Here is a 19,123-nt window from a genome sequence, read left to right as displayed (position 1 = left end):
TAAAAACCTCCGAAACAGGCCCAATTATCCCTATTTTCTTTGTCTGGTTCAGAATTTTATAAAAAAATTTCTATTTGACTCGGGGGTGCCCCGCCTTTTTTTGTCTATAAGTCATAAACCCTTTATGCGTTCGGTCACTACAGATGGGCGTTTCAAGTCATACCTTACAAACATCCGTAAAACCCCTGGCTATGGGCGATTCGGTTCTTGCGGATGCGAATGAGCCGGATGCGGAATATTTTATCCGGCAGGCCTTCGCGACCGACCCACATAAAGGGTGTGAATTACTCTTTCGGGCCTATTACCGGGACTTATGCAGCACGGCCATTCGGTTTGTGTATTCCCGGCAGGTTACCGAAGATATTGTGGGCGAAGTGTTTCTGACGTTCTGGACGAATCGGACGTATGAGAAAATTACGACTTCGTATCGGGCGTATCTGTTCCGGTCGGTGCGTAACCGGGCTTATAACTACCTAAAGTTCGAACTAAGCCGGTCCCGACCTCTGGAGCTTTTCGATGAAGGTAATCCCGATTCGGTTCAGCAACCCGATCATATCCTGCAACTGGATGAACTCCGTCGGCAGATCAATGAGATCATTCGGACGTTGCCTATGCAGGCCCAGCGCGTGTTTATCATGAGTCGGTTTGATGGCCGCTCGCATGCCGAGATTGCGCAGGAGTTACAGATCAATCATAAAACGGTCGAAAGTCATATTACCCGTGCGTTGTCGAGTTTGCGGGTGCTGCTCCGGCAGGAGTTCTGTCTGTTGCTATTCGGTTACCTGACGTTATGAGATGTTGATCGCTACAGCATGAAAACGGTTATAAATAAAGAGCTTCTATTCATCCATTTCGACGGACGGACTACCCCGCTACAGATCGAACTGGTGCGGGAGTGGCTACAGACTCCGGAACATCAGCAGCTGTATTACCAATGGTTGCAGGAATGGGAGCGTCAACATCCACAGATCATAACCGATGCCGACGAAGCGTATCAACAGTTCTTACAACAAATCGACGCCACGCCCCAACCCGTTGTGGTACGCCCGATAGCTGTGTGGAACCGCTGGAAACCGGGCACTTACTGGATGGCCGCTTCGGTAGTACTGCTCCTGCTGACGGTTGGCTACCTTACCCAGGACTATTGGCTAATGCGCACCATCGCGACGGAGTACGGTGAAATTCGGTCGATCGTATTACCCGATGGCACACGGGTAACGCTGAATGCCAACTCGGAGTTACAGCTTTCGCGTTTCCCGTTTCTGGCTCCGTCGCGGGATGTGTTTCTGAAAGGTGAGGCCGAGTTTGCGGTGGTTCATACATCGACCCACGATCCGTTTAAGGTTCATGCCGCCAATGACGTGGAAGTGGTGGTGCTGGGAACCGAGTTCGTCGTCAACGCCCGCCGGAACAACACCCGGGTTGAGCTGACGAAAGGGAAAGTACAGTTGCGCTACCCTACGCTGGATCAGATCAGTACCCTGACCATGCGTCCGGGCGATTGGGTGAATGTATCGGCGGGTGGACAGGCCAAACGGGGCCATCAGACACTCGAACCGACGGTGGCAACCGGGTGGAAAAACTACGAGTACACCTTTCAGCGAACCCCCATGCCGGAAATCGCTGATTTACTGAATGATAATTTTGGGTTAACCGTACAGCTCGACTCGGCACTGGCCCGACGAAAGGTTACGGGAACATTCCACGCCCACAATGCAGATGAGTTACTACAGGCATTGATTGAATTGTTCGATATAGAAGTGGTCCGCGACGGAAAAGCCGTCCAGTTGAAATCATCCGATCCTAACCAAATTCAGTAACTAAACCTCTAACCGTCTCCTCTATGAAAAAGTGGCTATTATCCGGCTGCTCGGGGATCTTTTTGTTCTCATTCAGCACGACCGTGGCTCAGGTACTGGCTACGGCACATACGAAACCGCCCGTTTTTCACCAGCAGGCCAGCCAGACCATACGCTTGCAGGATGCACTCCTGGAATTGCAGCGGATATACCGGGTCGATATTCTTTTTGAAGAAGATATGATGCAGCAGATCGTGGTGCCAGCCGGTTTGCTCGACCGAAATGCTACGCTGGAGAAAAACCTTCGGAATCTGCTGACTCCTAACGGGTTTCGGTATAAAAAGCTATTGAAGGGTGGGTATGTAGTCCGTAGGGGAACAGCGTCCGTTGAGGAATCGTCGCGGCCAAGAGCCTCGGCCCAGGCCGATATGATCCGCCGACCCGACGCTCCGGCATCGGGCGATAATGAGAAGCATGAAGAAGCCGAAGCGGCTAAAGTGGACCGGACCATCACCGGGCGCACAATCGACGAAAAAGGGGAGGGGCTACCCGGTGTCAGCATCGTCATTAAAGGCACAACCCGAGGCACTACGTCAGACAAAGATGGGCGCTATACCCTTCAGGTGCCCGACGGTAACCCGGTATTGATCTTTTCGTTTCTGGGCTATCAGGCGCAGGAAGTCTCGCTTGGCAACATGACCACCGTGAACGTAACCTTACAGGCCGATACCAAAGCGCTGGATGAGGTGGTCGTCGTCGGGTATGGTACCCAGCGACGCAAAGATTTGACGGGGGCTGTGGGTACCATCGAAAGCAAGGAAATCCAGGAAATGTCGGTGACACGGATCGACCAGGCGCTGCTGGGTAAAGTAGCCGGGGTACAGGTAAAGCCTGTCAGCGGGGAGCCCGGCGCAGCACCCCAGATCCGAATTCGGGGGATTGGCAGTATTTCGGCCGGAGCCGGACCGCTCTATGTGGTGGACGGATTTCCAACCCAGACCATTGAGACCCTGAATCCCAACGACATCGAAAGTCTGGATATTCTGAAAGACGCTTCAGCCACAGCTATTTACGGGTCACGCGGCTCCAACGGGGTGATTATCATCAATACCAAACGGGGGAAATCCGGCAAGGCCAATGTTACGTTCGATGCGTATTACGGGCTGCAAAAAGTGTCGAAACTACCCAAGTTTATGACCGCCCGCGAACAGGCCCAGTACTTTTATGATGGGGTCAAAAACCGGAATATTGACGGTGGCTTCAACGTAACCGGACCTGCCACCAGTTGGAATTTTAAAATGCCGCAGTTAATCGTGGATGTGCTGGAGGGTCGCAATACCACCGACGTTGAACCGCTGGACGAGGTGCTGCGCGTGGCACCCCAGCAGCAGTACCAGCTTTCGGCCACGGGCGGAACCGATGCCATCAAATACGCGGTCAGTGGGGAATATTTCAATCAGGATGGGTTGATCATCAACAGCAATTTCAAACGCTACTCGCTGCGGATCAATCTGGATGCGAAACTCTCGAATCGACTGGCGCTGAAGGTGAATTTCAACCCGTCGTTCATCGACAAAGGGAATGTCAACTCAAGCGGGGTAACGGTAGGCGCGGGCGATTTCAGTGTGATGGGCGCGGCTACGTCGGTCAACCCATTTTATCCGATCTACGATCAGAATGGCGATTACTTCTGGTATAATGGTCTCGAAGCAGTGGGAAATTTCAACAACCCGGCGGCTCTGGCCCGCGAAGTTAAGGACCGCCAACGGCGGATTGGCGTACTGGGTAACATCAACGCCGAGTACAAACTCACCGACGATCTGCGGTTCAATGTGTTGATCGGGGCCACGCTGCTGAGTAGTAAAGGCTCACGGTTTGTGCCCCAATTGCCCTCTCTTTTCAACGAACCGGCTTCCGGTACCGACAATGCCGTGGCTACCTACAACTGGCTGACCGAGTATACGCTAAACTATACCAAAAGCTTCGGCAAGCACAATCTGGTAGGCTTAGCGGGTTTCACGGCCCAGCAGGAAACGGGCGAATCGAACACGTTAACGAGTAATAAGTACCCGAACAACCTCGTACCTACCCTGAGTGCGGTCAGTGGCATTATTACCAACGGCTCCTCCGAACAGTACCAATGGTCGCTGATCTCGTATCTGGCGCGGGTCAATTACAACTACAACAGCAAATACTACGTCACCGCTTCCATTCGTACCGATGGCTCGTCGCGTTTTGGGAGCGATAATAAATACGGGGTTTTTCCATCAGCGGCCCTGGCCTGGCGATTGTCGGACGAACCGTTCCTGCGCGATATGCGGTCGGTTTCGGAGTTGAAATTACGGGCGAGCTACGGCAAAACCGGGAACAACAACATCGGTAACTTCGAACAGTTTGCCACCATCAGCTATCAGAAGTACCCCTTTGGCGAAACCCCGATTGCGGGTTTTATCCCTGGTCGACTGTCGAACCCCTTGTTGACCTGGGAAACGCAGGAACAGTTGAATGCCGGTGTCGATGCGGCTTTTTTCAATAACCGGATTCGGTTCAATATCGACTATTTCATTTCGCGGAATACCAACTTATTGCTCAATGTGAATACACCGGGCATTACAGGTTTCAGTACGGCACTCAAAAACATTGGTGAGGTGAAAAATACGGGTTGGGAGTTTTCGATTGGAACGGTCAATACCACCAGCCGAATCAAATGGACTACCGATTTCAACATTTCGACCTTCAAAAACGAAGTGGTACGGCTGGGACCAACCGGCGATCCGATCATTTCGGGCGGAAACATTACCATGATCGGGCAACCCATCGGCATGTTCTATGGCTGGCTCACCGACGGGGTGTTTAAAAATCAGGCCGAAGTGGATCGTGGTCCGGTTTTCAGTCCCGGAACGGCTTCCCGCTCCCGACCCGGCGACCTGCGGTTTGTGGATGTGAGTGGCGCCAACGGCAAGCCCGACGGGGTCATCAATAGCTTCGATAAAACCATTATGGGCTCGCCCTACCCGGACTTTTATTATGGCATGACGAACCGTTTTTCGTACAAGAACCTGAGCCTGAGCGTTAGTCTGCAAGGGGTTGTTGGCAACCAGCTACTCAGCATTGCCCGACGGTCCACGTTTGCCACCCGCTCCCGGTTCCGCAACGCTGCCTCGCAGAACAACTACTGGAAATCGGAGCAGGACCCCGGTGATGGAAATACCCCGCGCCCGAACGATGCGCCCACCGGAAACGTGCGTGGCGAATACAGCCAGCGCTGGCTCGACACGGGTACTTATTTGCGTATCAACAACATATCGCTCAATTATACCGTGCCCGACAAGCTGGTACAGCGGGCGAAACTGGGGTCGCTCCGCATTTATGTAAATGCCAATAACCCGTTCATTTTTACGAAAAATCAGGGCTTCAACCCGGACGTTAGCAATGGCGACAACCCCCTCACACCGGGGATGGACATGAACGACTATCCGCTGCCCAAAAGCCTGATCCTTGGCGTAAGTTTTGGTTTCTAACCCGTTTCGACATTAACCGATAAAGACTATGAAAGGTATAACCTGTACAGTAGGACTGGTATTCCTCCTGATGACGTCTTGCAATAAGAATTTTATTGAACTAACGCCGGTATCCACCGTCAGTGTCGATGTGCTGTATAAGACCGACAAGGATTTTCAGGATGCGGTGGTGGGCGTGTACAGTGGCTTTCGGGTGCCGTACCAGAACTTCTGGCAATTTGGCGATCTGCGGGGCGACGATACCAAGCACGATCTGGCCAATGGTCTGGAATCGATCCGGGTCGATAATTTTCTGACCGACTACAGCGATAATATCCTGCTCGCTAGCTGGCGGGGGTATTATAGTGCGATCACGAACGCCAATGCGATTCTGGCGAAAATTGGTACGGCCGACCCTGCGCTTGTCACCAACAAGGACCGGCATATTGGCGAAACCAAGTTTCTTCGGGCACTGGCATATTTCAATCTGGTTCGGATTTTCGGGGATGTGCCGATGGTGACGACGCCCGTTACGATTGAAGACGCCTACAAAACCGGACGGGAGAAAGTAGATAAGATCTATGATGAGGTTATTATCAAAGACTTGCTGGATGCCGAAACCAAACTGCCGGTAAAATACACCGGAACGGACGTGGGACGGGCAACCCGAGGGGCGGCTAAAGCGCTGCTAGGCAAGGTGTACCTGACCCGGAAAGATTTTGTGAAAGCCGAAGACAAACTCAAGGAGGTAACCACGCTGGGCTATGCGCTGCTTAAAAACTACAACGACCTGTGGGACTACACCAAAGACGAACACCACAGCGAGTATATTTTCGACATCGAGTATCTGGCTGGTGGGCTGGGGCTGGGCAGTACGTTTACCAATACGTTTACCCTGGAATTTCAATCGGGTGGTAAGGCATTGGTCGATGAGTTGTCCCGCATTTATGGTATTCTGCCTGGGGCTACGGCTGCCAGTGGAGGGAATCCAACAGCCGCCATGTTTGCCGTGTATGAGCCGAACGATTTGCGGAAGGATGTCAGTGTGGCTACGGGGGTTATCGGTGCCGACGGGAAGTTTGTTGCCTTGTCGACTACGGGGGTTACCTCATTTAGTAAGAAATACATGGCCCCTTTGAAAGCCAATAACGACAGTCCGGCCAACTGGAAAGTAGTGCGTTATGCCGATGTGTTGCTGATGCTGGCCGAAGCCATGAACGAAAATGGGAAAACCACCGAAGCACTCACCTATCTGAACCAGGTGCGTCAGCGGGCGGGTGTGCCAGCCCATGCCGGCCTCACCAAAGACGACGCCCGCGAAAAGATTTACCTGGAGCGTCGCCGGGAACTGTATCTGGAAGGCCACCGCTGGTTCGATCTGGTCCGCACCGGACGGGCTTTAACCATCATGGCACCTTTCGGCATGAAGCCGTACATGACAGTATTCCCCTTGCCTTTGACCGAGCTGGAAATTATTCGTAACCCCGCCGTTTTTGCCCAGAATCCGGGGTATGAATAGGTGATAGACCGCAGATTGTTATGATCGTTATGATTTGTCATGATCTGTGTGAATCATAACGATCATAATAATCTGTGTTCTATTAGATACAGAAGAAATGCACAACGAATAGGATACTTTGAGGTATGCAGCATGAAACCAATCCAGCGATGTCTCCACTGAGTCGGCGGCACTTTTTGAAAATAGCGGGGCTAACCACCTTAAGCAGCGGCTGGCCAGAGGTTGGCGTATGGGCGTCGGGCGTTTCGATCGTTGTCAGCCCGGATGATCCGGTGGCCGGAGCCGCTCCGGTGCAATGGGCCGCTAATGAACTGGAACAGGCACTTAAGAGCCGGAACATCACCGTACAGCGTTGCAGTCAACTGCCACAGGCAACGGCCGGAAATCAGTGCATTGTACTGGCTGGGGCTGATGCGGCAGTGGCTCGTTCTGTACTTAAGTCAGCCGGAGCGAGTATACCGGCCGTCCCCGAAGCGTTGGGGATTGTGGTTGGGCAGTCGGCCGGGAAATCGGTCGTGCTGGCGTGCGGGCAGGATGTGCGCGGACTGGTCTACGCAACGCTGGAACTGGCCGACCGGGTGAACTTCGAGGCCCAGCCGTTAGCTTCGTTACGCAGCCAAAAGGTGTTGATTGAGCAACCCGTCAATCCAATACGAGGCCTGAATCGGCTGTTTGTCAGTGAAGTAGAAGATAAAGGCTGGTACAACGACCGCGCCATGTGGCCCAACTACCTGACCATGCTGGCGACTCAGCGTTTTAACCGATTCAACCTCAGTATGGGCATCGGCTACGATTTTCTTCGCAACGTGACCGATGCCTATTTCCTGTTTGCATATCCGTTTTTGCTATCGGTGCCGGGCTATAACGTCCGCGTACCCGAACTGTCGGATGCCGAGCGGGACCAGAATTTGGCCATGCTGAAATTCATCAGCGAACAAACTGTGGCTCGGGGAATGCAATTTCAACTAGGCTTATGGATGCACGGTTACGAATGGATCAACAGCCCTAAACCGAACTATACCATTGCCGGACTGACGGCGGAAAATCACGGTGTGTATTGCCGGGATGCCGTACGGATGCTGTTGCAGGCTTGCCCGGCCATTAGCGGGGTGACGTTCCGTATTCACGGCGAAAGCGGGGTCAACGAAGGGAGTTATAAGTTCTGGCAGATGGTCTTCAACGGAGTGGCTACCTGTGGTCGTACAGTCGAGATCGACATGCATTCGAAAGGGATGGATCAGGCGATGATCGATGCGGCTGTAAGTACCGGATTGCCCATCGTGATTTCGCCTAAATACTGGGCCGAACATTTGGGAATGCCCTATCACCAGACCGACATCCGTGCCCTTGAGGTGCCCGACCCCAAAAAGAAAACATCGACCCTGATGAATCTGAGCGAAGGCTCGCGGAGTTTTATGCGCTATGGCTACGGCGATTTGCTGAAAGAAAATCGACCGTATCGGGTCATACACCGCATCTGGCCCGGCACCCAACGGCTCCTGCTCTGGGGCGACCCGTCGACGCAGGCGGCTCATGCCCGGGCGTTTGGGTTTAGTGGTAGTGCCGGAGCCGAGTTGATGGAACCCCTTTCGTTTAAAGGTCGACGGGGATCGGGCCTTGCCGGAGGGCGTTGTGGCTATGCCGATGCCAGTCTGGAACCACGCTGGGATTGGGAAAAGTACCAGTATAGCCTCCGTCTGTTTGGGCGTTTGTTGTACAATCCCGACACGAACCCGGCCGTCTGGAATCGGTATCTTCAAAAAACGTTTGGTGCCGCAGGGGGCGATGTGGGACAGGCACTGGCCAATGCCAGCCGGATTTTACCCATCGTACTCACGGCGCATGGCACCTCAGCCGGAAACAATACCTACTGGCCCGAGATGTACACCAACCAGCCCATTGTCGATCCGACCATCAACGGCAGCGATAAGCACCTGTACGACACCCCGGCACCCAAGGTGTTTGGCAATGTGAGCCCGCTCGATCCACAGCTTTTTTTGTCGATTAACCAATACGTCACCGAACTGCTAAAGGGGGAGCACAGTGGCAAATATACGCCCATAGAAACGGCCCAGTGGCTGGAAGATTATGCCGCTACCGCCGACCGACACCTGACCCAGGCGAAGGCAAAAGCATCTGATCCTAAAAGCGTTGAGTTTCGGCGGATGGCTATTGACGTGGCTATGCAGATGGGTCTGGGCCGGTTCTTTGCCAGTAAATTCCGGGCGGGAGTACTGTACGCCATTTTTGAGCAAACCGGCGACCGGGCGGCTCTGGAGCAGTCGCTGAAAGCGTACCGTTCGGCCCGGAGTTCGTGGGCAACGGTGGCTAATCTGGCTAAAGACGTCTATAAGTCCGACATCCCTGTTGGTGAACAGACATTCTTACGCGGGCACTGGCTCGACCGACTTCCGGCGATGGATCAGGATATTGCCGCTATGGCTACCAAACTGGAGCAGGCCGGAGGAAATGAGACCCCGTCGGGCGATCGGGCGCAGGCGGCTATCCGGCAGGCATTGGGCCGACCACAACGTACAAAAGTTACCTGTCGTCACACACCGCCCCAATCGTTTGCGGCCGGACAGCCTATTGCGCTCCAACTATCAGTCGATAAGCAACCGGCAAGTATGCGTTTGTTTTATCGCCATGTAAATCAGGCGGATCGGTACGAATCGGTTGATATGCAGCGGGTTGGTCAGGGCTATCAGGCCACGATTCCGGCTAGTTACACGCAGTCGCCTTACCCCATTCAGTACTTTATGGAAGGAAAAGAACCAACGGGCAGTGCGTGGCTATATCCCGGTTTCAACACCGATCTGACCAGCCAGCCGTATCTACTCGTTCGTCAGGGCTGATCGAAAATCGTTTCGTTATGAAAAGAATTGGTCTTATTGCCAGCCTGCTTATCGGGATTAGTCAATTTCTTCTGGCGCAGAAGCTGACTGTTCGCTACGACCAGACCATTCCACAGGCTGTATATGCTGCTCATCAGATCGAGAAGGCGGCATCGGGATTGAGTGGTAAAAAAGGCTCGGCTGCCTACGAGGTTGTTCTGTCCATAAACCCGAAGCAAACCGTAAAAGAAGCGTTCACCATCCGGCGCGCTGGTAGTCGGTTGATGGTTGAAGGCAGCGATGCAAACGGGCTTATGTACGGGAGTCTGGCTTTGGTAGAAGACCTGCGCAATGGGGTATCACTCGCTCAGATAGCGCCCCGTCAGGAACAGCCTGCGTTGCCGTTTCGAGCCATTAAGTTCAACCTGCCCTGGGACCCGTACCGGGAAGGTTACGCCATGACGCTCCACCAGGAAACCTGCCGCGACTTACGGTTCTGGGAGCTGTTTCTGGATATGATGGCCGAGAACCGATTCAATGCGCTCACTCTCTGGAACCTGCATCCGTTTCCGTATATGATCCGGCCCCGCAACTTCCCCGAAGCCTGCCCATTCAACGACAACGAACTGGCCGACTGGCAGACGTTTTATCGGGGGCTTTTTCGGATGGCAAAAGAGCGGGGTATCGATACGTATCTGGTCAACTGGAACATTTTTGTGAGTCCTGAATTTGCCAAAGCCCATCACGTAGGGGTCGAAAACCCCGATGAGCGTATCCACTTTGGTGCTGCCGATACCTCCGCGATCATCAAACGCTACACCCGCGAGTCCGTTCAGCAGGTGTTGGAAGAATACCCTGATCTGACGGGATTAGGATTCACGCACGGCGAGGCTATGGGTGGCATGACGCCCCAGCAACGTCAGGACTGGTTTAGCGAAACGATACTGGAAGGCATCCGACTGGCCAACCGAAAAACAAAACTCATTCACCGGGTTCCGCTCGAAGCGAACACACGCGTGGGCGGGTCAACCAGTGTCGATACGGAGTTACTGACCCGCAAGGCGATGGAAGCGCTGGACTTTCTGGATGGGCCAATCTGGGCCGAAATTAAGTTCAACTGGTCGCATGGGCACTCGTCGCCCCGGCTCATAAAAGTGCACGGGGGCAAGCTGAACGATACGTATTTTACGCCCGAACCGACGAAATATAAAATTGCCTGGATGGTTCGTAATGAAGATTTTTTCTGCCTGCGCTGGGGTGTGCCCGATTTTATTCGGAAGCATCTGGCTACCAACAGCCAATCGTATGTAGGTGGGTATTTTGTGGGGTCGGAAGGCTACATTCCGGCTAAAGATTATTTCACAAAACGCGAGCCGGGCGAGGCCGAACACTATGCCTTTGAACGACAGTGGCTGTTCTACAAGCTGTGGGGACGATTGCTCTACAATCCGAACACGCCCGATACGGTGTTCAGCCGTGAGTTTGTCCGGCGCTTTGGCCCCTCGGCGTCTTCGTTACTGGAAGCATCGGCACTGGTCGGCAAAACGCCCCTGCATCTGGCCTCCCTGTACGATTTTACCTGGGACTTTTCGCTCTACAGCGAAGCGTTTATGTCGATCAATCGACGGGTGATGGAGTACATTTCCATCGACCGTCAGATTGCGCAATCCCCTGCCGACACCATGTATGTATCGGTAGCATCGTACGTAAAGTCGATGGGGGCTAAAACGGCTATCGCTGCCGGAAAAATCACCCCGCCCGAATTGGCACAGATGCTGGAACAGGACAGCCGCAAAGCCCTGAAACTAACCGAATCGATTCGCGTCGGTGAGAATACAGCCTTTCGGCAGGAAGTTGCTGACATACAGGCGTGGGCCAATCTGGGATTGTATTTCGCTGAAAAACTGCGCGGGGGTGTGGCATTGGAAACCTATCGGCAGGCTGGTGGCGAAGCGAACAAACAGCAGGCCATCGATCACTTGGAAAAGGCACTGGGGTATTGGGACGAAGTGGTTCGGGTCACCCGGCCCATCTATGCCGATATGCCGTTGGCCGCCTATTCGTATCCGGCCGACGGGAAACGGGTACTGGTCGATACCAAACGGTATTTCCACTGGGAAAAGCTACGGCCCGATGTCGCTCGTGATGTGGAAATCGCCCGAAAGGCAACCGCAGGTTCAACGAAATGATGTGTCGGAATTAGAAGCCAATAAGGCTTAATAATGAATTTTTTTAGCTATTAAGTGATTCATTGTTAACACGTTGTATTGTTTTTTGTCATCCCGAGGAACGAGGGATCTTCGGAGAATAGATGAAAGGTGATTTCCGAAGATCCCTCGTTCCTCGGGATGACAAAAATGCTCTTGTCCAATCTAATTCTGTTCGACTCCTTCGTCAGCAGGACAAAAACGCCCTTGTCGCATACGCTAAACTATTTATGCTGGAGTACTCATGAAAAACATTCTTCTCGTAAGCCAATCGCTTGTTCGTTTTGGGGTGGCGCTGCTGCTACTATTCCCAATGGGAGTCAATGCCCAGACCGTATCCGTCGTGACCGACCCAACGATGGGAGCGCCCGTTAGCCATGCGTTGACCAAGGTGATGGATGCGCTTCAGGCCAAACATATTTCGGTCGAAAAAGTAGGTTCCGTGGAGCAGGCTCGCGGCAAAATGGTACTAGTCACCGGGTTGGCAATGGGTCAGGGACCGGCTGCCCGGTTGTTGAAAGCCGGAAATCGCCCGGTTCCCAATAGTGCCGAAGCCCTGACCGTTTGGAAAACTACCCAGGCCGCTAAGCCCGTTTGGGTGGTGAGTGGCGCAGATGAACGGGGGCTTATGTATGCTCTGCTGGATGTGGCCGACCGCATTCAATGGACTAAAAGCGCCCAGAACCCGTTGAGTGAACTGAAAGATATCACCGAGAAACCAGCGGCTAGTGAGCGGGCCGTTTCGATCTACACCATGAACCGGGCCTACTGGGAAAGTCGCCTGTACGATGAAGCGCATTGGGCCCACTACCTGGACGGACTGGCGCAAAACCGTTTCAATACGCTGGTCGTGATTTTTGGTTACGAGAATGGCGGTTTTCTGGCTCCCTGTTATCCCTACTTTTTCGATGTGGAGGGCTATCCTGAGGTGAAGATGGTTGGCCTGCAACCCCAGCAACAACAGAAAAATCTGGCGGCTTTCAATCGGCTGATTCAAATGGCCCACGACCGGGGTATTCGGTTTACGGTCGGCATCTGGGACCATATTTACCGGGGTGGTGTGCAGGGGGGCGGTATTCCCGGTACGAAAGATGCCCCCGATAAGCCCGTTCCGGGGCTGGTATGGGGTGTTACGGCCGATAACCTGACCGCTTACACCAAAGCGGCTCTGGCCAAGTTTCTTAAACAGGTGCCTAATCTGGATGCCATTCAGTTTCGGATGCATAACGAATCGGGGCTAAAAGAAGGCGAGCAGGATAGTTTCTGGGCCGATGTGTTCCGCATGATGAAAACGACGGCTCCGAACCTGCGGCTGGACCTGAGGGCAAAGGAGCTACCCGAATCGGTGATTCAGAGTGCACAGGATATTGGGGTGAATTTCCGCATCACGACCAAGTTCTGGATGGAACAGATGGGGATGCCGTACCACCCGACGCTCGTAAATCCTGATAAAAGCCCCATTCGGCACAGCTACGCGCAGTTGCTTCGCTACCCAAAAACCTACCGGATGCACTGGCGGCTCTGGAACGGGGGCACCAGCCGTATCCTGCTCTGGGGCGATCCGGATTATGTACGGCGGTTTGCCGAAACGACCCACCTCTATGATGGCGATGGGTTTGAAGTAAACGAACCACTGGCCACCAAAATGGAGGCTCAGCCGCACGATGCCCAGCCGTTCGATCTGCTGTCGGCTCCGTATCGCTATTATGATTGGGAGTTTGAGCGGTACTGGCATTTCTTTCAGACGTTTGGTCGGATTGGCTACAATCCGGCTACCGATCCAGCCGTCTGGAATAACGAATTCAACCGTCGATTTGGCGAGAAAGCCGGGCCCGTACTGGCCAAAGCCCTGCATCAGGCAAGCTGGATTCTGCCCCGCATCATTACATCGAGCTACCCCTATAGCAGTTTCCCGACCACCCGTGGCTGGGCTGAAAAACAACGGCTGGGCGATCTGCCCTCGTTTGCCAAAGCCGAACTGAGCGATATGGCCCAGTTTGCCAGTTTTGATGAGGAAGCCAAATTCCGAACCGAAGGGGGCGAAACCGCACGTGTCTTGCCATCAGCCAATAGCCACTGGTTCCGGCAAACGTCCGAAACGTTAAATCAGTTGATTGCTCAGGCTGAAAAAGCGGCAGGTTCCACGAAAAGCAAGGAACTGGTATCAACCCTGACGGATCTGAAAATTCTGTCGAATCTGTCGCTCTACCATTCGAAGCGGATTCTGGCTGCGGTCAACTACCGGATTTTTGAGCGGACGCAGAACAAAGCGGCTCTGGACGAGTCGATTGCAAAAGAGCGCGAGGCTGTCAAAGCTTGGCAGCAGTTGGTGGCATCTGCCGGGGATGTGTATACCGATAACCTGGCCATGGGCGTCTGTGTGGCTGACCTGTGCGGACATTGGCGGGATGAGCTGGCGGCTCTGGAAAAAGGACTGGCGAGTCTGGAACAGAAACGAAATACCTTACAGGCCGAAGCCAGCACCGCCCGGACAACCGTTGCCGGCAAACCATTGCCGTACAAACCGCCTACCGATGCCGTTCTGCCCGATGGCTTCCAGATCGTTCACAAGCCTGTAGCTCCCGTTTCCGTGGGTAAACCCATTCCCGTTAGTATAACCGTCAGTGCTCCGGCGGGTATCAAATGGGTAAAGCTGCGGTATCGGAATGTGAACCAGGAACTGCCTTACCAAACGCTGGCAATGCAACCCTCTTCGGGTGGCAAAAATACCTACACAGTAAGCGTACCGGCAGATCAGATCAACCCCAAGTGGGATTTTATGTACTACATCGAGATCATGGATAAACAGGGGAGAGGTAAAATCTATCCTGATTTTAACAAAGAAACGCCTTATCGCATTGTGTCATTGATTCGCTAAACCGCGCCCTCACCCTTTAACCCTTCAGGTAGATGAACGTATCCCTTATCCTTCTGGCCAGTTATTTCTTTGCGGCTTTGCCCAGCGAGAACCCCGGTTTACCCAGTCATCCAGCAAAACAAACCCCGGCAGATGAACCCCTGAAAAAGCGGAAAGCCGGTAGCCCGCTCGATCAGTTGCCGAAAAACATCCAGGTGCTGACCCGGTTTGGGGAACGGGCAGATTTTTCGCCTGACAACAAGCGGATTGCGTTTATGGCGAAAAGCTTTGGCGATGCGATGGTGCTCGATCTGGCAACCCGGCAGGTGAAATGCCTGACCTGCAACGTGCCCGCAGCGGTTTTCTTACGGGTGATGCACCTGGCGTCGGGCGATTATATTCTGATTGGACCTGAGAAATTCGAAGACATCCGCATTAGCCGATCCCGCGATAACGAACTCTGGTTTCTGAGCAAGGAGCCCGGTTCCAAACCCGTAAAGCTGGGCGTACACATGAGCGAAGGCATGGCGATTTCGAAGAAGAGTATGAAAATCGCGTATTCGCAGGTACACGATCAGGCACCGGAGTTACCCGAAAAAGCTTCCCGGCTGGTAGTCTGCGAGGTCGATCTGTCGGGTGGAACCCCCAAACTAGTCAACAAAAAGGTCGTTTATGAAGGAGATGGCTACCCGTATGAGGCTCAGGACTTTTTCGATAATGACACCAAAATGACCTTCGTGCGGTATGAGCCGGTACGGGATGAGGCCGGGAAACAGATCAATATCAACGCATCGGTCATGACGCTCGATCTGAAAACCAACGAAGTGGTCAACCATTCGCAGAAACCCCAAACCTACAACGAGTGCGAAGGCATCTTCCCCGATGGAAAGCACACACTGGTCGAAGCCGACCGTCAGTGTGATTGGCTGGGTGGAAAGCGGGGGCCTTCGAACATCGACATCTGGAAACTGAAACTCGACGGCACCGGCAAAGATTTTGTCCGGCTCACCAATTTTAATGATTATGAAGGCGGCAAGGCATCGAATCCGGTTGTCTCCTCAGATGGCAAATACATGGCCTTTCAACTGGCCAATACTGCTGATCCGGCCGGGGTTGGGTATGGGTTACTCTTGTATTCGTTCGGGAAATAAGCAGACCACTGATGCCTCGCACCGGGGAAAAACCGACTGAAGAGCCGGAAAATTGTATCACCGATTGTTTGAGTAGTGGTCTGAACCTGGAAACAGAATCGGGTATTCGAACGGCGTTTGACGCAGATCCAGACCTGGGCATTACACTTTTGTTTCAACGGTATTACGGCCTGCTGTGTAGTTATGCGTTCCGGACGGTTCGTTCCGAAGAAAGGGCCGAACGTATTGTGTCCGATGTGTTTTACGAGTTTCACCGTCAGCGTCGGTTTTTAACCATGACCACATCGTTTCGGACCTGTCTGTTTATGGAAGTCCAAAACCGATTACCCGATCGAAGTGTAAAGCCGGGATACGATTAGGCCGTAACGTTGTGCAATAAAAACTAAGAAACGGCAGGGTGTGAGGTCAGTAAAAAGTGGTGCCGACTGGGTTTTGCTGTTAGTGAGCCACACAGGTCGAGAGTTTATGGCAACTTTTGGCCTATGTGGCTCATGGATATGTTCCGCTAAACCGACTCATGAAACGCTTCTCCTCCCTAACCTTGCTGCTATCGGTTGGTCTGCTCAGCCTGACCGAAAAACCCCCTACCACTGACTGGCCCGAATACAATGGCGGACCCGATCGAAACCATTTCTCACCGCTCACCCAGTTAAATCCCGGTAACGTGGGCCGCTTGACGGTTGCCTGGGAATATGCATCGGGTGGGGTCGATACGCTCAAAAACAATACCCAGATTCAGTGCAATCCGCTCATCATCGACGGTGTACTGTACGGGGTTTCGGCAGGCTCACAGGCCTTTGCCGTCGACGCGGCCACGGGCAAACAGCTTTGGAAAACGAATTTTACCGACGATACCTTCGCTATGAATAGTCGGGGTGTTACGTACTGGACCGATGGAAAGCAGGCCCGGATTTACTTCGCCTATGGCTCGCTGCTCTACGCCCTTGATGCCCGAACCGGAAAACCAGTGACCAGTTTTGGCAAAGGTGGAAAAATCAACCTGAAAGAAGGGCTTGCCCGCCCCGGAGCCGACGAGTATGTGGTCAGCAACACACCGGGGGTAGTCTATAAAAATCTGCTTATCATGGGTCACCGGGTGTCGGAGATTGCCCCGGCCTTGCCCGGCGATGTTCGTGCCTACGACCTTCATACAGGGCGGATCGTCTGGACGTTCCATACCATTCCCCATACCGGCGAGTATGGGGCCGACACCTGGCCGAAAGATGGTTATCGCAACTTCGGTGGCGCTAACAACTGGATGGGCATGGCTATTGATCGGCAGCGCGGCATCGTCTACGTGCCCACGGGAACGGCCGCCTTCGATTTGTACGGCAGCACCCGGCCGGGCCAGAATCTGTTTGGCAATAGCCTGATTGCCCTCGACGCGGCCACGGGCAAGCGACTCTGGCATTTTCAGACGATCCACCACGATATCTGGGATCGTGATATTCCGGCTCCGCCCAATCTATTCACCGTTGTTCATGATGGGAAAAAGGTGGATGCTGTTTCGGTATTATCCAAACAGGGCTTCCTGTTTGTCTTCGACCGGGTCACGGGTAAACCGCTGTTTCCGATCGAAGAAAGGCCCATGCCTGCGTCTACCGTTCCCGGAGAAAAAGCCTGGCCTACCCAACCGATTCCCCTGAAACCTGCACCGTTTACCCGACAATCGTTTTCAGAAAGTGATATTAACGACTTCGTTACCGACCGCGACACGGTGGTGGCCCAACTCCGGCGCTGGCAATCGGGGAAAGAGTTTATTCCGCTTCCCCTGAGCCCCAACCGAACCGTGTTTTTCCCCGGTACCGACGGGGGGGCGCAATGGGGCGGGGCTGCCGTGGACGAAGCAGGTATTATGTACGTTCCGTCGAAGCAAATTCCGGTCACTATGGGACTCGTTCCGACCCCTGCCAGTTCGGTATCAGCCCCTGCCGTTGACCGCACGGGTAGCCAACTTTACCAAAGGCATTGTGCCTCCTGCCACGGACAGGACCGCGAAGGGAGTCACGACGGCAGCTATCCGGCCCTGATCCGCATTTCCCAGAAACGCAACGAGACGTCGGTGGCTCAGGTCCTGGCAAAAGGGCAGGGCATGATGCCGGCCTTTACGCATCTGAAGGAAGCTGAGCGCAAGGCTATTGTGGATTTTCTGTTCGGTAAAACAACGTCTGTGGCCAGCAAGGAAGACCTGAATACATCACCCTACCACCACACCGGATTTACCCGCTGGTACGACCGGGCCGGGTACCCTGTGAGCCGCCCGCCCTGGGGCACGCTGACAGCGATTGATATGAATACGGGTGAGCACCGTTGGCAAGTCCCGCTGGGCGAGTATCCTGAACTGGTGGCGAAGGGAATACCCCCGACAGGCACTGACAACTATGGTGCCCCAGCCGTCACGGCGGGCGGGTTGCTCTTTATTGCTTCTTCGCGCGATGAGTTAATTCGGGCTTTCGACCGCAAAACGGGTCGTGAACTCTGGCGGGCCAAACTGCCCGCAGCCGGGTATGCGTCACCGAGTACCTATGCGGTTAATGGCAAGCAATATGTGGTTATTGCCTGTGGGGGCGGCAAACTCAAAACGAAATCGGGGGATCGGTATGTAGCGTTTGCCTTGCCGTAAACAACGCCTTGGCCGAGTAGTTAGTCGGGCTCGCCTAGTGGCCTTTGTCCGTAATTGATCCGTTCACTTTATCGAACCGTTTAATTACGGACAAAGGGACTTTTGGGTAATAGAGGTTTTAATTCAGTATCATGCCTAAGTTCACACACAATCCAGCTATTCATCCTTATTTCCCGTAATAGTGTAAAGGAGTCTTGCCTCTGTATTGTGTCATCTGGATTTGAGATGGGCTGTTCTTCATCTGTGCCTGCTCGTCCATACACAAAAGCGATGGGTAACACATAGCGCCCCTGAAAGTGAGGGCTCACATTGGGTAGATGAGCCCATACACCATTGATTGCTTCATGCAATGATTGATCAACAGGCTTGCTATTCAGGATAGAAGCCTGTTGACAATCCCCTTGTTTAGTTACTGTAAACCCCACGTATATACGGACGGACTTTCGCTGCCGAATAACTTGGGCAGGCAACCGTATCTGTTTAAGAAGTGCTTTTTCAAAAGACGGATTTTTAGTGAGCAAAGCCGTATCCAACTGGGCGGCAGAAGGTATAGCTGATACAAGCAGCAGCCAGCCAAAAAGCAATCTCATTGAATGTGGAGTTTGTAACGAATCGACCTTTTTTTACGAAGTA

General features: G+C 53.4%; 11 protein-coding genes. 10 read left to right on the top strand and 1 reads right to left on the bottom strand.

Annotated features, from left to right (window positions below; all coding sequences use genetic code 11):
- The first annotated feature begins 143 nt into the window (after positions 1-143).
- The 10 genes from B153_RS0107760 (at position 144) to B153_RS0107715 (ending at position 18,490) form a co-directional block, all read left to right on the top strand.
- A complete protein-coding gene (locus B153_RS0107760; protein WP_020596129.1) occupies positions 144-794 on the top strand; it encodes an RNA polymerase sigma-70 factor in 651 nt (216 codons plus the stop codon).
- 18 nt (positions 795-812) lie between these two features.
- Positions 813-1,820, top strand: a complete 1,008-nt coding sequence (locus B153_RS0107755) for a FecR domain-containing protein (RefSeq protein WP_020596128.1) — start codon at positions 813-815, stop codon at positions 1,818-1,820.
- A 23-nt stretch (positions 1,821-1,843) separates the two neighbouring features.
- Complete coding sequence (locus B153_RS0107750; RefSeq protein WP_020596127.1) at positions 1,844-5,320, top strand: SusC/RagA family TonB-linked outer membrane protein; 3,477 nt, start codon at positions 1,844-1,846, stop codon at positions 5,318-5,320.
- A 28-nt stretch (positions 5,321-5,348) separates the two neighbouring features.
- Positions 5,349-6,818: a RagB/SusD family nutrient uptake outer membrane protein gene (locus B153_RS0107745; protein ID WP_020596126.1), complete on the top strand. Its 1,470-nt coding sequence runs from the start codon at positions 5,349-5,351 to the stop codon at positions 6,816-6,818.
- A gap of 125 nt (positions 6,819-6,943) precedes the next feature.
- The gene (locus B153_RS0107740) at positions 6,944-9,673 is read left to right on the top strand and encodes a hypothetical protein (protein WP_020596125.1); all 2,730 of its coding nucleotides are present in this window, start codon (positions 6,944-6,946) and stop codon (positions 9,671-9,673) included.
- Between the two features lie 17 nt (positions 9,674-9,690).
- Positions 9,691-11,841 carry a hypothetical protein gene (locus tag B153_RS0107735; protein ID WP_020596124.1) on the top strand — a complete coding sequence of 717 codons (2,151 nt, stop codon included), beginning with the start codon at positions 9,691-9,693 and terminating at the stop codon, positions 11,839-11,841.
- A 262-nt stretch (positions 11,842-12,103) separates the two neighbouring features.
- Positions 12,104-14,737, top strand: coding sequence for a hypothetical protein (locus B153_RS0107730; protein ID WP_020596123.1), 2,634 nt, complete (start codon positions 12,104-12,106; stop codon positions 14,735-14,737).
- 32 nt (positions 14,738-14,769) lie between these two features.
- A complete protein-coding gene (locus tag B153_RS0107725; protein WP_020596122.1) occupies positions 14,770-15,867 on the top strand; it encodes a TolB-like translocation protein in 1,098 nt (365 codons plus the stop codon).
- An 11-nt stretch (positions 15,868-15,878) separates the two neighbouring features.
- Positions 15,879-16,226 (top strand): sigma-70 family RNA polymerase sigma factor, encoded by a 348-nt coding sequence (locus tag B153_RS34795; RefSeq protein WP_020596121.1) that lies wholly within the window; start codon positions 15,879-15,881, stop codon positions 16,224-16,226.
- A 158-nt stretch (positions 16,227-16,384) separates the two neighbouring features.
- Positions 16,385-18,490 (top strand): outer membrane protein assembly factor BamB family protein, encoded by a 2,106-nt coding sequence (locus B153_RS0107715; protein WP_020596120.1) that lies wholly within the window; start codon positions 16,385-16,387, stop codon positions 18,488-18,490.
- Positions 18,491-18,570: 80 nt separating this feature from the next.
- Here B153_RS0107715 and B153_RS0107710 read toward each other — a convergent pair whose 3' ends face one another.
- Positions 18,571-19,080, bottom strand: coding sequence for a hypothetical protein (locus tag B153_RS0107710; RefSeq protein ID WP_020596119.1), 510 nt, complete (start codon positions 19,078-19,080; stop codon positions 18,571-18,573).
- Positions 19,081-19,123 lie beyond the last annotated feature (43 nt).

The sequence above is a fragment of the Spirosoma panaciterrae DSM 21099 genome (genome assembly GCF_000374025.1).
GTDB lineage: Bacteria > Bacteroidota > Bacteroidia > Cytophagales > Spirosomataceae > Spirosoma > Spirosoma panaciterrae.
Note: the sequence above shows the minus strand (reverse complement) of the source record. Positions and strands in the feature narration are given on the sequence as shown.